Below are 13566 nucleotides of genomic sequence, written 5' to 3' on the forward strand. Positions count from 1 at the left end.
TCGTACGGCAGACCTGCTACTCCTCTGTGGGGGCCGGCCGGACCACCCCCATCACCTGCTCCACCGTCTCGTTGCCCAGGCTCGGTGTCGTCAGGGGAAGGTTGTCGGGCCGCTGCCGGACGCCGTTCAGCAGAATCTCGATGCATCGCCGCCAGATGTCGGGCCGCCTGCCCTGCGTGAACTGACTGGCGGCGCTCAGCATCTCCACCATGACGGGGATGTCGGAGGGAGTGATCTCCGGGCGCAGGTCCCCGCTCTCCTGGGCCCGCCGGATCAGGGCCTCCAGAAAGGGGAGCATGCCGCCCCGCACGGTCTCCATGGGCTCTGAACTGTGACTCCCCAACATGATCACTTCGTGCAGGCCGCGATTCTCGGCGAGGTCGGCCCCCATCTCCGTGAGGAAATCGACGAACCCCTGCCACGGGTCCGGATGAGCCAGCGCCCGTTCGGCGGACTCCTGCCGGATCTCGAAATCCTGCTTGAACAGGGCCCGTACGAGAGAGTCCTTGTCGGGGAAGCGCCGATAAACGGTGCCGACCCCGACGCCGGCGTGCCGGGCCACGTCGTCGAGCGCGACCCCAAGCCCGTACTGACCGAAGACCTCCCGCGCGGCACGCAGGATCTTCTCCCGGTTGAGGGCGGCATCGCGCCTCAGCGGGCGGTCGCCCTCCATCGGACCGTCAGCCCCGACACCCTCGGCCATGCCGCCATGCTAGCCCCGTTGATCACGGCCGGGTTTGCGTTCGGAGTCCCGCACCCCGCGGAAAACGTTCCAAGACCCACCGAGGTAGACTTTCCGCGCCCATGAGGACCGTGTCGTGCCTGGTCGCACGGCTGTCAGAGCGAGGGGGGTGGACGTCATCCAGGTTCGCCCCGCCCGTATTCAGGATGTCGCGGCCGCCGCGGGAGTCTCGGTGTCCACGGTGTCGAACGTCCTGAACCGGCCGGAGCGGGTCAACGCCCGCACCGCCGAACGGGTCCGCGACGCGGTCGCCGCCCTCGACTACGTGCCGCACCCCGGAGCCGCCGGCCTGCGCACCGGGCACTCGTCCTCGATCGGGCTCGTGCTGCCCGACGTGGCCAACTCCTTCTACTCGCGCATCGCACGGGGCGCCGCCGACGCGGCCTACGACCACGGCTACTCGCTCGTGCTCTGCGACAGCGGAGACGATCCCGAGCGGGAGCAGGGCTACTTCACCATGCTGATCGAGCAACGGGCCGTCGGGGCGGTGGTGGTACCGCTCGGCGCCGATCCCACCCGGCTCACCCGGCTGCGCGAGCGCGGCATCCCACTGGTGCTCGCGGACCGCGCGCTGCCGGCCCAGGACGGCTGTTCCGTCTCCGTCGACGACATCGCAGGTGGCCGCGTCGCCGTGCAGCACCTGCTGGACCGCGGGGCGCGCGACATCCTCGTCGTGAACGGCGAGCGCGGGATCGTGCAGTGCGCGGACCGCCATCAGGGCGCCCGCCAGGCCGTCCGCACCCAGCGCGAGGCGCGGCTGCGCCAGATCGTCGCGGACGAGATGACGGTGGCGTACGGCCTGGAGATCGCCCGCGGCCTCGCCGAACTGCCCGACGGCGTCTTTTGCACCAATGACTTCCTCGCCGCCGGGCTCTGCCGTGGACTGGGCGAGCGGGGGGTGCGCATACCCGAGGAGGTTCAGGTGGTCGGTTATGGCGATCTCGACATAGCGAGCTTCGTGGGGACGACCCTGACGACGGTACGGCAGCCGGTCGAGGAACTGGGCCGGGCGGCCGTGGGGATGCTGCTCGACGAGGTGGAGGCCTGTGCCGAACACGCCCACGAGACAAGGGTGTTCGCCCCCGACCTCGTCCTGCGCGACTCCACGCGGCCCCCGTCAGACCGGAGTGCGTAGCGTCACGGGCCCCATCAGCCCGGACGGGAGCTGGGACGGGAAGGCCCAGGCGGTGGGGGTGGCTTCCGCCAGGTAGGGCGCGAGGGTGTTGTTGACCGTCACCTCCAGACGGACCGTCCGTCCCGCGGCGCCCAGGAGTGTGAAGCGGTACGGAGGACAGAACGCCTCGCCGACGCACTCCCCGTCGACGGCGACCGACACGCTGCCGCGCACCCGCCCCAGGTCCAGTACCGGATCCGCCCCGGCCGGTACCTCCACCTCCCGCGAGTACGTCACCCCACCACTCCAGCCGCCCAGACCGAGCAACTGCCAGTCCCCCAAGGGAAATCGCGCCGGTACGGTACGGACGCGCACCGGTCCGCGCCAGGCCGAGCCGCCCCGCAGGACGGCCGTGGGATCGGTGACGATCTCCAACTCCGTTGCCTGTGCCAGTGGTTGATCCAGCGTAAGCATCTCGCCGTCGAGCGGCCTCTCACCACCGTCATCGACCCGCACCCTGGCCGCCAACTCCAGTGGCAGGTCCAGCGATACGGTGCCCGGCGGCGCGGTGAAGCGGAAGCGCTGCGCGCGGGGGTGGAGGGTGTCCGTCGACCGCAGGGGCAGTACGGCGGCGCCGAGCACCGGTGCGCCGGTCAGCCACTCGGTCTCCGGCAGCGGGTGCGGTCGTACGGCCGCGTAGCAGTGCTGCAACTCCCCCCATCGGCCTTCGTGTTCGACGGTCCGGCCGCGCCACTCCCCTGTCTCGGCCTCCCAACCGGCTCCGCTGGTCAGGGAGTTCACCGCAGCCTCCGTTCGGGCCGCGCAGTCGACGAACACCGCCTCACGCGCGTGCTCGGCGCCGGCCACCACCTCCAGTACGTGTTCGCCTTCTTCCAGGGCGAGTTGATGGCGGAAGAACATCGGTACGGCGCCCCAGTCGGACTCGTAGTACTCCGCCTTCTCCTGGCGTGCGACCACCGACCCGTCGAGCAGCACGGTGACTCCCACCGCGGCCCCCACGACGAGTACCGCCTCCCCAGAGGCGTGGATACGGCCTCGATAGGTGACTCCGCCGTGCGGTCGTACGTCCTCGGGCAGGCACATGAACGTTGGGCGCGGGGCGAATCCATCTGGTCGGGTCAGGCAGAAGTAGCTGCCCAGGGGGGTGCCCGCGGTGCCGGAGATCAGCAGTGGCCTGTCCTGGGCGTCGGCCAGTTCGTATTCGAGGACGTTGCGGGGCCGTCCGACCGCCACGCGTGCGGTGGTGAGGTATCCGCCGGCGGTGTCGAGGAGTTCGCCGTTCCACCACACCCGCTTGACGGCCGCGGCGCCCACGTGCAGATCGGCCGGTCCGCGGTGGTCCGTCTCGACGATCGTCCGCACCCTGGCGACCGTCCCGGGGCCGGGCACGGGGACGCGCACGAACTCCTCGGTCACCAGCCCCTTGTTGCCGAGCAGGCCGTCCGGTTCCGGGATCCCTCGGCTCGACGAGTACAGCGAGACACGCCAGTCCTCGTCCGAGGGGGTGAGGGGAAGGCCGTCGGCGAGGACCCGTTCGACACCGGGGCCGTCCAGCGGTTCGGGGGCCCGGGCGGCCGGTGTCGGAGGCAGGACGCGGACCCGGTTGCCGTAAGTCGCCCGTACGGGTTGCCAGTTGGCGTCGGGGCCATCCGTCTCGGTCCAGTGCATGGTCCAGATCTGCGGTGCGGCGACGGACGAGCCCGCCGGGAGTGCCAGGTCGCCCCAGGTGTTGTCCATGGTGGGGACCAGGCGACCCTCCCAGCCGTCCGAGACGTCGGTCGTCCGCTCCGGGCTCGGTGGTGGTGCGGCCGTCCGGGTTGTCCGTGGGGTGCCTTCGCGCCATACGACGAGGACGGCGGGGGCGCCCTCCAGTGGCACCGCGATGGTCGAGCGGCCGTCGCGGACCGTGGTGTCCGCCCGCTGTCGGGTGCCGGTCGCCGGGTTCCAGATCTCGGCCTCGGCGACCTCGGCGTGCACGGTGACGGTCGAGTGGCGGGCGTAACGCGCGGGATCCGCCTCGTGGTCGGCGTCTCCCGGCAGCGTGCGGGCGTCGGGGAAGGCGCCCGTCACCAGCGCCACCGCATCGGCTCCCCTTCTCCTGACGAGCAGGGGCACCTCGCCGGTCGCGTGTCCGGCGTTGTCCGCCACCGTCGCCGCTGCGCCCTCGGCGTCGCTCGCCCGCTCCAGTCGCGGGTGCTTCAGCAGCGCCGCGACGACGGAGTCGTCACCGGCCAGTCCGGCGGCCGTTTCGGGCGGACGGCCCACGACCACGACCCGGCCGCCGACGTCGAGGAGTTGGGTCAGTCGGTGTGCCGTCTCCTCCTCCAGGACGCTCGCCGAGGGCAGCAGCACTGCGCGGTACGCCAAGTCCCCTACGCGCAGGGCGCCTTCGGTGGCCGTGGCACGCTGCACGGAGGCGTCGTCGACGACATCGAAGGAGATGCGGTGGCGGTCCAGTGAACCGACGCGCGGGCCGAGCCAGTTGTTCGTGCCGCACAGGCCGAGGTAGTGCTCCTGCGTCTCGTCGACGTCGGCGTGGTCGTCGCCGAGGCGGCCGTCGCCGAAGTGGTGGACGGGTGCGTCGAGCGGGAGGAGTGCCTGCATGGTGGCGGTGGGGTGCAGGACCGCGACGTCGGCGCTGTAGGTGCCCCAGGACGTGATCGAGCAGATCCGGGCGACGGCGCGGGAGAACGCCGGGTACTGCTGCCAGTAGGGCTGGCGCCAGTCGGTGGACGGCGGTGCCCACTCGAACCAGCCGCCCGCGGTGCCGAAGTAACTGGCGTGCGGGTTGTACAGGTTGGCGCCGCTGCGCAGGAACGGCAGCAGCCAGTCGTAGGTGTCGGCGAGGGTGCCGCCCCAGCCGGAGGAGTGGAACGCCTCGATCCAGACGCGTTCGTGACCGTAGAGGTGGGCCATGGAGGAGTGGACCTTGGAGTCGCCGTGGTGGTCGCTGCCGACGGCGCCGTACCAGCGGTGGGTACGGAAGTAGTCGGTGTAGATCTGTGTCGACTGGGCCGGGAACCCGGCTCGCGCGGGGTTGCTCTGGTCGGCCCCGACGAGCATGCCGCGTTCCACGTGCCAGGCCGCGAGGGGCTTGAAGAGGGACTCCTCGGTGAGTTCGGCGCGGACGGCGTAGTAGTCGGCGCGGATCTTCGCCGCACGGGCGTCCGCCGGGCCGAACAGGACCGGCAGGTGGTCGAGCAGGTCGTAGCCGCGGCGGGCGCGGAACTCCTCGGGGAAGCGGCGGCTCCAGGAGTTCGTGGCGGGCAGTTCGTCCTGGAAGCTGCCCGCGATGACGTTGCCCAGGTACTCGGGGACCCGGCGGTCGTACTCGTGGTGGACGGCGTCCAGCAGCAGTTCCCCGGCGTGCGGGGAGAGGTAGTCGAAGGCCGTCGGGACGGCGACGACGAGCTGTACGTCCGTGCCGTCCGCGGCGGCGATCCGGCAGGGGCCGGAGTCGAGGGCCACGGGCAGCCGACGCCCCGTCAAGTCGTAGGCGGCGACAAGGGTTTCGGCACCCCGCGGGGGGACCGTGCCGTCGGAGACAGTGGCCGTGCGGGAGCGCAGTGCGCGGCCGGTGGCGGCCAGGTGCCCCCGGGTGACGGCGCCTTGGACGTTGGCGCCGGAGAAGCCGATCTGGTCGTAGAACCACAGGCGGGTGCCGATGTCCCGGGCGATCCGGCAGGTGTCGGTGAAGCGGTCCCACCACTCCTCGCCGAACCACGGCGGGTCGTCGGTCCGGGCGCCGAAACTCGGGCCTGCCGGGGCCAGGTTGATCACCACGAGGTTGTGGATGCCGCCGTCCGCGAATCTGCGCAGCTGCCAGTCGAGCCGCTCGCGGGTGACCTTGGCGCCGGACCACCACCACAGCGGGGTGGGGCCGAAGTCCTGGGGCGGGACGTCGAAGAGCTGCTGGAGCGCGGGAGAGATCACGTCGGCGGTCCTTCCGGGTGCGGCTCGGTCACCCATACGGATCAAAAACGTTTTTGGTCGGCTCGGTCGTCTGCCACCTGCAATGTTGGCACCGGTGGCGGGGAGCGGGAAGAAGGCTGACACTTCTTCACGTCGAATGGCGCAAGGGGACTTGTTGGAACGTTTTTTGAACCCTATATTCACTGCGACCCCGGCCCCGGAGCCGCGAGGAGCCGCATCATGAGCCGATTCTCACCCGCTGCCCAGGCACACCCGGAACAGCCCATCCCGAAGCACTTGTGGAAGGTCGCCGCCCTCTCGGGCATGGCCTCCTACCTGGACGCCGCGCTCATCGTCAGCATCGCCGTCAACCTGGCCATCTACCGCGACAGTTACGACATGGGCGTGTGGATGGCCGGTGCGATCAGCGCGATCGTCACCGGCTGCATCGCCGTCGGCTCCCTCGTCGGCGGCCGGCTCGCCGACCTGTTCGGACGCCGCCGCGTCTACAACCTGGACATCCTCTGCTACGCGGTGGGCGCGATCGTCATCACGCTGGCGCCGAACGACATCGTGCTCTTCGCCGGCGTGCTCGTCGCGGGGCTGGCGGCCGGTGCCGATCTACCGACGTCCCTGGCCGTGGTCTCGGACGCCGCGCCCCCCGAGGGCCGGGCGCGTCTGGTGTCCTTCACCCAGGTCATGTGGGTGCTGGGCATCGTCGTCGTTATCTTCCTCGGCTATCTCCTGTCCGACACGGGCCTGACCGGAGCACGGTTCATCACCGGCCATCTGGTCGTCGCCGCACTGGTCACCTGGCAGCTCCGGTCCCGTCTGGAACTGCCCGACGAGCCCGCCGAGGAGGAGGTGGAGCAGGAGGCAGTACCGCGCGGCATCGAGCTGAAGAACATCTGCAACCGCGCCGCGCTGGTGCCGATGGTCGCGACCTTCGTCTACTACGTCACCTGGGGCATCGGCGCCAACACCTTCGGCCAGTTCGGCACCTACCTGCTGGTGACGGTCAGCGGTGCCTCGCAGAGCCTGGCCACCGGGATCAATCTGGCCTTCCTGCCCATCGCGCTGGTGCTGACGTTCGTCTTCGTCCGGCTCGCCGACACCCCCTGGCGCGACCGGCTCTTCTACGTCTTCACGGTCGTGCAGGTCATCGCCTTCTGCATCGCCTCCCTCACGGCCGGTGCCCTGGTCGGCATGCTTGTCTTCTTCGTGCTGTACCAGATCTCCAACCCCTTTGCCGGGGAGGCCAGTTACAAGGTGTGGTCGCAGCTGACGCTGCCCCCGGACACCCGCGGTACCACCCAGGGCCTCACCTACGCCCTGTCGCGCGGGGTCTTCGCGGGCGTCGCGTTCGTCACGCCCGCACTGATGGACTACAGCGCCTCCGTCCTGCTCTGGTCGATAACTCTCTGCATGGCGGCGTCGGGCGTCGCGGGCGTGTACGTCATCCATGTCCTCATCCGGCGTTCCCCCGACACCGCCACGGCCCCGGCGAGTCTGGGCGTGGCCCGGACCTGACGCGGGTCCGGCCACGGCCCGGACCCGAATCCGTACCGGTCCCCGGAAGGAACACCGCACCATGGCAACGACCGAACCCATCACCGTGACCGCGGAACGCATCGCCGCCCTGGGGGAGTTGCTTCCCCCGGTGACCCGCCGCCGGACCCGGATCGGACTGGTGGCGGGCGGGCTCGGCACCTACTGGCCGCAATTCCCCGACCTCCTCCCGCAGTTGCAGGAGTCGTCCGCCTATGTGGCCGACCGCTTCCGGCAGTTGGACGCGGAGGTGACGGACGTCGGCTTCATCTCCGACGCCACGGAGGGAGCGGTCGCCGCCGAGCAACTCAGGCGCGCGGACTGCGACTTGATCGTCCTTTTCCTGACGACGTACCTGACCTCGTCGATGGTGCTGCCGATCGCCCAGCGCTCACACACCCCCGTCCTGGTCATCGACCTCCAGCCGTCCGAGCGGATGGACCACGCCTCCTTCGACACGGGCGCCTGGCTCGCCTACTGCGGACAGTGCCCGGTGCCCGAGATCGGCAACGTCTTCCGGCGGGCCGGCATCCCCTTCCGTTCGGTGTCGGGCTGGCTGCGCCAGGAGTCGGCCTGGCGACGCATCGAGCAGTGGGTCCGGGCGGCGCGGGTCCGGGCGGCGCTCCGGCACGCCCGGCACGGTCTGATGGGGCACCTGTATCCCGGCATGCTCGACGTGTCGACGGATCTGACGCTGCTCCCGGCGACATTCGGCTCGCACGTCGAGGTGCTGGAGTTCGACGATCTACGGCAACGGGTGGAGCGGGTGAGCGAGACCGAGACGCGTGAGCGCACGGCGCTCGCCCGGCGGATCTTCGCCGTGGACGACAGCGTGGTCGACGAGGACCTGGCGTGGGGGGCGACCGTGTCGGTCGCGCTCGACCGGCTCGTCGAGGACTTCGGTCTCGACACCCTCGCCTACTACCACCGCGGTCTCGACGGCGAACTGCACGAAAGGCTCGGCGCCGGCATGATCCTGGGTGCCTCCCTGCTCACCGCCCGGGGTGTGCCGGCCGCCGGTGAGTACGAACTGCGCACCAGCCTGGCCCAGTTGGCGACGCAGAGCATCGGCGCCGGGGGTTCCTTCACCGAGATCCAGGCCCTCGACTTCGAGGACGGGGTGGTGGAGATGGGGCACGACGGGCCCGCGCACCTCGTGGTCAGCGCCCGCGACCCGCTGCTGCGCGGCCTGGGCGTCTATCACGGCAAGCGCGGCTGGGGCGTCAGCGTGGAGTTCGACGTCCAGCACGGTCCCGTGACCCTGGTCGGCCTCGGCCAGGACGCCGACGGCTCCCTCTCGTTCATCACGTCCGAGGGCAGCGTCGTACCCGGACCGCTGCTCGCGATCGGCAACACCACCAGCCGGGTCGACTTCGGCCGCGATCCCGGCGAGTGGGTCGACGCGTGGAGCGCCACCGGCGTCGGCCACCACTGGTCCCTCGCCCTCGGCCACCACTCCGCCGACTTCCGCGCCGCCGCGAGTCTGCTGGGCATCGAGCACCGGGAGGTGTGAGGGCGGTCGGGTCAGTAGGGCGCTTGGATGCTGTGGTTCGCCAGCGCCACGGAGTAGCGGGTCAGCAGTGCGTCGAGGCCGGCCAGCAGCAGCCCCGCGGACTCCCCCGCCTCGGCGAGGTCGCCGCGCTCGCAGGCCTCCACCACCTCGGCCACATCGCTGCGGAGTATGTGCAGGGAGTCGCCCTGGATCAGCACACCGGGGAACCGGCGACCGGGCAGACGGACCACGGCGTCGTTCCCGCCGTCTGTGAACAGCTCTACGTCAACGTGTTCCATGGCGCCATCCAACCCGACAGCACCGCCCGGCATCAACGAAGTTGTACGCAGGACACTTTGGCCCCTCCCTGAACTCGCGCCCCGTCCTCTTCACAGTCGTGCGACCGGCCGCCCGGGACACCGGCCGCGCACCCAGAAGAACAGGACCACCGAGGACACCGCGACGACCGCGCACCAGGTGGAGACGAACTCCAGCTCCCACAGCGTCCAGCAGACAAGCGCGCCGACCGCGACCAGGATCCCCAGCAACAGCAGCCCGCGGTCCCCGGACAGGAGCAGCGAGCCGACCGTCGCCAGCAGGTAGCCGGCAATGACCAGTTGCGGGTGGGAGAGGTCGACGACGTACCCGACGGTGTGGCCGCGGATGTCGGACGTCACCGAGTGCGCGACGAGAGCGTGGGCGAGTGCCGCGGCCGTGGCCGCCCCGATCGCCAGCAGTACGGCGAGCCGGGGCCGCGCCCGCGGTGGCGCCGCGCACCACACACCCGCCGGAACCCACACCGCCAGCAGCGGCAGCGCGATGACGGCCCAGGTGAGGGTGGCGGCACCGGTGCCTCCGCCGGCGGACCACACCAGCGACTCGACGATCTGGTGGACACCGAGCAGCCACGGCAGGGCGGCCAGCGGAAGATCGGCCGGCCGCCGGGTCCGGGCCACACAGGCCACGCCTACGGCGAGTACGCCCGCGCCCACGACGAAATCGGCCTTCGCACTCCAGCACATCGCTCCCCCACGGGATCGGTCCGCATCCGCCTGCGCCTCCTTCACGCTACGTCTCCGCCCCGCCATGCGCCGGGTGGCACCACGGCCGCGGCACGCCGTGACGGCATATCCGCAGGGTCCCTTTCGGCCCCCGGCCCGATCAACGCATCTGTCCCCCGGCCCAGTTGACGGCCGGGTCCCGAAACCACCCCCGGCCTGCGCGCGAGCGTCCTGCCGTGATTGGCTGACCCCGCCCACCGCACACCGTGCGCACGCACAGGAGGACATCTCAGCCATGAGCAACGCCTACACGTTCGAGTACAAGGTCGTCAGCTTCCGGGAGTCGCTGATCGGCGACGCGCTGGACAGCGACAAGCTGGAGAAGGTCCTGAACAAGCACGCCGAGGACGGCTGGGGCCTGAAGGCGATCACCGCCGCCGACGTCAAGGGCCGGATCGGTCCCGGTGCGGTCGAGGGCCTGCTCCTCACCTTCGAGCGGCCCCGCGCGTAGCGCCTGTCCGGCGGATCGGGACGCCGGAGGGAAACGGCGACCGATCGCTGCCGGTCAGCGGGGCCCGGCGCGTCCGGCTGCAAGGCGGAGGAGGGCGTGCCGGGCCCCGCGTCTGCGGCATGATCCGTCCGGGCGGGCCCCGAGCGGTGGCCGACTCCGTGCGCGTGGCAGAGGCCGGGAGTCGTCAGCGCCGAGGCGTACCGGGTCCCGGGATCTCCCCCGACCCGCGCGGGATCAGTTCGGTCGGCATGACCACCCGGCGCGGCGGTGACATGTCGCCGTGGATGCGGGCGAACAGCAGATGCGCGGCGCTCGTGGCGAGGGCGACCGGGTCCTGCGCGATGACGGTGACCGGCGGGGTCAACTGCGCGGCCAGCGCGAAGTCGTCGAAGGCGATGAACGCGAGGCCGCCGGGCAGCACCGGCAGCGCGCCCAGCGCGAGGACCTCGTTGCCCGCGAGCACGGCCGTGGGCGGTTCGGGCGCGGAGAGGATCGCGGTGACGGCCCGGGCGGCGTCCGCGCCGGAACCGAGTCCGTGCCGGACGAGCGCCGGATCGGCGTCTATGCCCGCGGCGCTCAGGGCCGCCAGATAGCCGCGATGGCGTTCGCCGAAGGTCCAGATCTCCCGTCTGTCGCCGAGGTAGCCGATACGGCGGTGGCCGTGCGCGACGAGATGGCGTACGGCCTGTTCCACCGCGCCGAAGTTGTCCACCACGACGGTGTCCACGTCCAGGCCCGGTGCCGCCCGGTCCACGCACACGATCTTCGTGCCCCGCGCCTGCGCCGGGCGCAGAAAGCGGTGGCTGCCCGCGGCCGGGGTGAGGATCAGACCGTCGACACGACGGGCGGTGAAGGCCGCGACAACCTCCCGTTCGCGGTGCGGGTCGGCGCGGCTGGAGCCGATGAGGACCATGTTGCCGCGCCGGTGGGCGATGTCCTCGATGGCCGAGGCGACGGCGGCCATGAAGGGGTCGGCAACGTTGTCCACCATCAGCCCGATGGTCTGGCTCAACTGGTCCGTACGGCGCAACTGCCGCGCCACGTCGTCGCGTTGATAGCCCAGCTTGCGGACCGCCGCCTCGACACGAGCGGCGGTGCGGGGCGCCACGCCCGCCTCGCGGTTGACCACCCGGGACACCGTCATCACGCTCACGCCCGCTTCCGCGGCCACGTCTTTCATCCTGGGACGACTGGCCACGCCACGTCCTCCAGATCTCGTCGCGCGCGACCGGACCGACGGGCCGACGGCGTGCGCCCGAACCGTGTCCGTCCCGACCCTTGACGCCCACTCATGGGCCTCCCAGAATCGACGAACTGTTAACGATACCAACCAGAAAGCACAGCATGGCCTCTGCAAGGGAACCACTTCTCGCGGCACACGGCGTGGTCAAGCGTTTCGGCCATGTCCAGGCGCTCCAGGGCGCCGACTTCACGGCGTACGCCGGTGAGGTCGTCGCACTGATCGGTGACAACGGTGCCGGCAAGTCGACGTTGGTGAACGTACTGTCCGGCGTGCTCACCCCGGACGAGGGCGAGGTGCGCCTCGACGGGGTGCCGGTCCGGTTCACGGGGCCGATGGACGCGCAACGACACGGAGTCGAGACCGTCTACCAGGATCTTTCACTGGCGCCCGATCTGGACGCGGCGGCCAATCTCTACCTCGGCAGGGAACTCGTACGCGGGGGTCTGCTCGGCCGTCTGGGCGTGCTGGACCGGCCCACGATGCGGCGGGAGGCCATCGCGGCCTTCGGTGAACTGGGAGTCGAACTGAAAGATGTGACGGCTCCTGTGACAACGTTGTCGGGCGGGCAGCGGCAGTCCGTGGCCGTCGCCCGCGCGGTCGCCTTCGCCAACAAGGTCATCTTCATGGACGAGCCGACGGCCGCTCTGGGCGTCGTGCAGCGCGCCCGGGTCCTGGAGACCGTGCGCAGGGTCGCCGACCGGGGCATCTGCGTCGTCCTCATCAGCCACAACATGCCCGAGGTGCTGTCGGTCGCGGACCGGGTCGAGGTGCTGCGGCTGGGCCGCCGGGTCGCCTCGTTCACCGCGGCCGACGCCACGATCGAGAAACTCGTCGGCGCCATGACCGGATCACTGGACGAGCCCGTGCCCAACGGCGGCCCCGGCCCGGTCGGCGCGACGGAAGCGGAGGACGGGCGATGAGCGCCAACAGCCAGGACATCAAACCGGCCGCCCCGGCGCAGGATCCGCCCCCGGCCGACGGCGGACGCCTCGCGATACCCCCGTGGCTGCGACGGGCCGCCGGCATCAGCGAGTTGTGGACCTTCGTGATCCTCGTCGCGCTGGTCGCGTTCTTCACCATCGCGGCGCCGGGCAAGTTCTTCACGCAGTACGACCTCACGCAGATCGCCGTGAACGCGGCCATCTATCTGGTGCTCGGTGTCGGCATGACGTTCGTGATCATCACCGCCGGCATCGACCTGTCGATCGGCTCGGTGCTGGTGCTGGCGGCGGTCGCGGCGGGCGAGTACAACATCCACCACGGCGGACCCGCCTCCAGCTGGGGCACGGTCGCCGTCTGTGTCGTCATAGCCCTTGCGGTGGGCGCGGGTTGGGGCGCGTTGCAGGGAGCGGTGGTGGCGACCGGAAAGGTGCCGCCGCTGATCGTGACCCTGGGCGGTCTCGGCGCGGCGCTGGGCATCGCCGAACTCGCCACCGGCGGCCAGGACCCGGCCGGTGCCGCCGCCACCCACCTCCAGAACAGCCTGGGCTTCGGCAAGTTGGCCGGCATCCCGTGGATGGTCATCCTGGCCGCGGTGGTCACCGCCCTGTTCGGCGCGGTGCTCGGCGCAACGCGGTTCGGCAGCCACACCCTGGCGATCGGCTCCAACCCGACCGCCGTCCGGCGCGCGGGCATCCCGGTGGGCCGCCATCTGATCATGGTGTACGGCCTGATGGGCCTGCTGGCCGGTCTCGGCGCGGTGATGTGGCTGGCCTCGTACGGCACGACGTCCATCGCCGGGCACTCCACCGACAACCTGAAGGTGATCACCGCGGTGGTCCTGGGCGGCACCAGCCTGTTCGGCGGGCGGGGGTCCGTACTCGGCACGGTGATCGGTGTGTTCATCCCCGCCGTGCTGACGACCGGACTGATCGTCATCGGCGTGCAGCAGTACTGGCAGGACGTCGCCGTCGGTGTCGTCCTGGTCGCGGCCGTCTACATCGACCAGATGCGCAGGAAGACCAGAGAGCGTGTGTGACCCC

11 protein-coding genes are annotated in these 13566 nt (G+C 70.8%); 6 read left to right on the forward strand and 5 right to left on the reverse strand.

The genetic code is table 11. The annotated features are described in order from the left end of the window. Positions 1-16 precede the first annotated feature (16 nt). Positions 17-703 carry a TetR/AcrR family transcriptional regulator gene (locus tag AB0I51_RS29945; RefSeq protein WP_362980407.1) on the reverse strand — a complete coding sequence of 229 codons (687 nt, stop codon included), beginning with the start codon at positions 701-703 and terminating at the stop codon, positions 17-19. 148 nt (positions 704-851) lie between these two features. Between AB0I51_RS29945 and AB0I51_RS29950 the strand changes: the two genes are divergently transcribed. Beyond that, the gene (locus tag AB0I51_RS29950; protein WP_362980409.1) at positions 852-1877 is read left to right on the forward strand and encodes a LacI family DNA-binding transcriptional regulator; all 1026 of its coding nucleotides are present in this window, start codon (positions 852-854) and stop codon (positions 1875-1877) included. Here the strand turns inward: AB0I51_RS29950 and AB0I51_RS29955 are convergent. Beyond that, positions 1860-5810, reverse strand: a complete 3951-nt coding sequence (locus AB0I51_RS29955; RefSeq protein WP_362980413.1) for a glycosyl hydrolase — start codon at positions 5808-5810, stop codon at positions 1860-1862. The two genes, AB0I51_RS29950 and AB0I51_RS29955, sit on opposite strands and share 18 nt — an antisense overlap. A 219-nt stretch (positions 5811-6029) precedes the next feature. Here AB0I51_RS29955 and AB0I51_RS29960 point away from each other — a divergent pair, with 219 nt between their 5' ends. Both AB0I51_RS29960 and AB0I51_RS29965 read left to right on the forward strand, forming a co-directional pair. Beyond that, on the forward strand, positions 6030-7319 hold the full coding sequence (locus AB0I51_RS29960; RefSeq protein ID WP_362980415.1) for an MFS transporter: 1290 nt from the start codon (positions 6030-6032) through the stop codon (positions 7317-7319). A 61-nt stretch (positions 7320-7380) separates the two neighbouring features. After that, positions 7381-8850, forward strand: a complete 1470-nt coding sequence (locus tag AB0I51_RS29965; protein WP_362980417.1) for an L-fucose/L-arabinose isomerase family protein — start codon at positions 7381-7383, stop codon at positions 8848-8850. A gap of 11 nt (positions 8851-8861) precedes the next feature. On the opposite strand, the gene AB0I51_RS29970 is transcribed toward AB0I51_RS29965, so the two are convergent. Both AB0I51_RS29970 and AB0I51_RS29975 read right to left on the reverse strand, forming a co-directional pair. Further along, positions 8862-9128, reverse strand: coding sequence for a hypothetical protein (locus AB0I51_RS29970; protein WP_362980418.1), 267 nt, complete (start codon positions 9126-9128; stop codon positions 8862-8864). Between the two features lie 90 nt (positions 9129-9218). Next, positions 9219-9851, reverse strand: a complete 633-nt coding sequence (locus tag AB0I51_RS29975) for a DUF6629 family protein (RefSeq protein WP_362980420.1) — start codon at positions 9849-9851, stop codon at positions 9219-9221. Positions 9852-10125: 274 nt separating this feature from the next. Between AB0I51_RS29975 and AB0I51_RS29980 the strand changes: the two genes are divergently transcribed. Continuing rightward, the gene (locus AB0I51_RS29980) at positions 10126-10341 is read left to right on the forward strand and encodes a DUF4177 domain-containing protein (RefSeq protein ID WP_019056094.1); all 216 of its coding nucleotides are present in this window, start codon (positions 10126-10128) and stop codon (positions 10339-10341) included. A 184-nt stretch (positions 10342-10525) separates the two neighbouring features. On the opposite strand, the gene AB0I51_RS29985 is transcribed toward AB0I51_RS29980, so the two are convergent. After that, positions 10526-11521 carry a LacI family DNA-binding transcriptional regulator gene (locus tag AB0I51_RS29985; RefSeq protein ID WP_362980624.1) on the reverse strand — a complete coding sequence of 332 codons (996 nt, stop codon included), beginning with the start codon at positions 11519-11521 and terminating at the stop codon, positions 10526-10528. A gap of 164 nt (positions 11522-11685) precedes the next feature. Between AB0I51_RS29985 and AB0I51_RS29990 the strand changes: the two genes are divergently transcribed. Both AB0I51_RS29990 and AB0I51_RS29995 read left to right on the forward strand, forming a co-directional pair. Beyond that, the gene (locus AB0I51_RS29990) at positions 11686-12504 is read left to right on the forward strand and encodes an ATP-binding cassette domain-containing protein (protein WP_362980423.1); all 819 of its coding nucleotides are present in this window, start codon (positions 11686-11688) and stop codon (positions 12502-12504) included. Then, a complete protein-coding gene (locus AB0I51_RS29995; protein WP_362980425.1) occupies positions 12501-13562 on the forward strand; it encodes an ABC transporter permease in 1062 nt (353 codons plus the stop codon). The genes AB0I51_RS29990 and AB0I51_RS29995 overlap by 4 nt, the downstream gene beginning before the upstream one ends. The last annotated feature ends 4 nt before the right edge of the window (positions 13563-13566 follow it).

Origin of the sequence: Streptomyces sp. NPDC050549 (assembly GCF_040655035.1) — a bacterium.
Lineage (GTDB): Bacteria > Actinomycetota > Actinomycetes > Streptomycetales > Streptomycetaceae > Streptomyces.

Excerpts from the sequence above, each read along its gene's own strand:
- AB0I51_RS29990 (WP_362980423.1), top strand. The coding sequence starts at position 11,686 with ATGGCCTCTGCAAGGGAACCACTTCTCGCGGCACACGGCGTGGTCAAG.
- AB0I51_RS29980 (WP_019056094.1), top strand. The coding sequence starts at position 10,126 with ATGAGCAACGCCTACACGTTCGAGTACAAGGTCGTCAGCTTCCGGGAG.
- AB0I51_RS29985 (WP_362980624.1), bottom strand. The coding sequence starts at position 11,521 with ATGAAAGACGTGGCCGCGGAAGCGGGCGTGAGCGTGATGACGGTGTCC.
- AB0I51_RS29960 (WP_362980415.1), top strand. The coding sequence starts at position 6,030 with ATGAGCCGATTCTCACCCGCTGCCCAGGCACACCCGGAACAGCCCATC.
- AB0I51_RS29945 (WP_362980407.1), bottom strand. The coding sequence starts at position 703 with ATGGCCGAGGGTGTCGGGGCTGACGGTCCGATGGAGGGCGACCGCCCG.
- AB0I51_RS29970 (WP_362980418.1), bottom strand. The coding sequence starts at position 9,128 with ATGGAACACGTTGACGTAGAGCTGTTCACAGACGGCGGGAACGACGCC.
- AB0I51_RS29965 (WP_362980417.1), top strand. The coding sequence starts at position 7,381 with ATGGCAACGACCGAACCCATCACCGTGACCGCGGAACGCATCGCCGCC.
- AB0I51_RS29995 (WP_362980425.1), top strand. The coding sequence starts at position 12,501 with ATGAGCGCCAACAGCCAGGACATCAAACCGGCCGCCCCGGCGCAGGAT.
- AB0I51_RS29975 (WP_362980420.1), bottom strand. The coding sequence starts at position 9,851 with ATGTGCTGGAGTGCGAAGGCCGATTTCGTCGTGGGCGCGGGCGTACTC.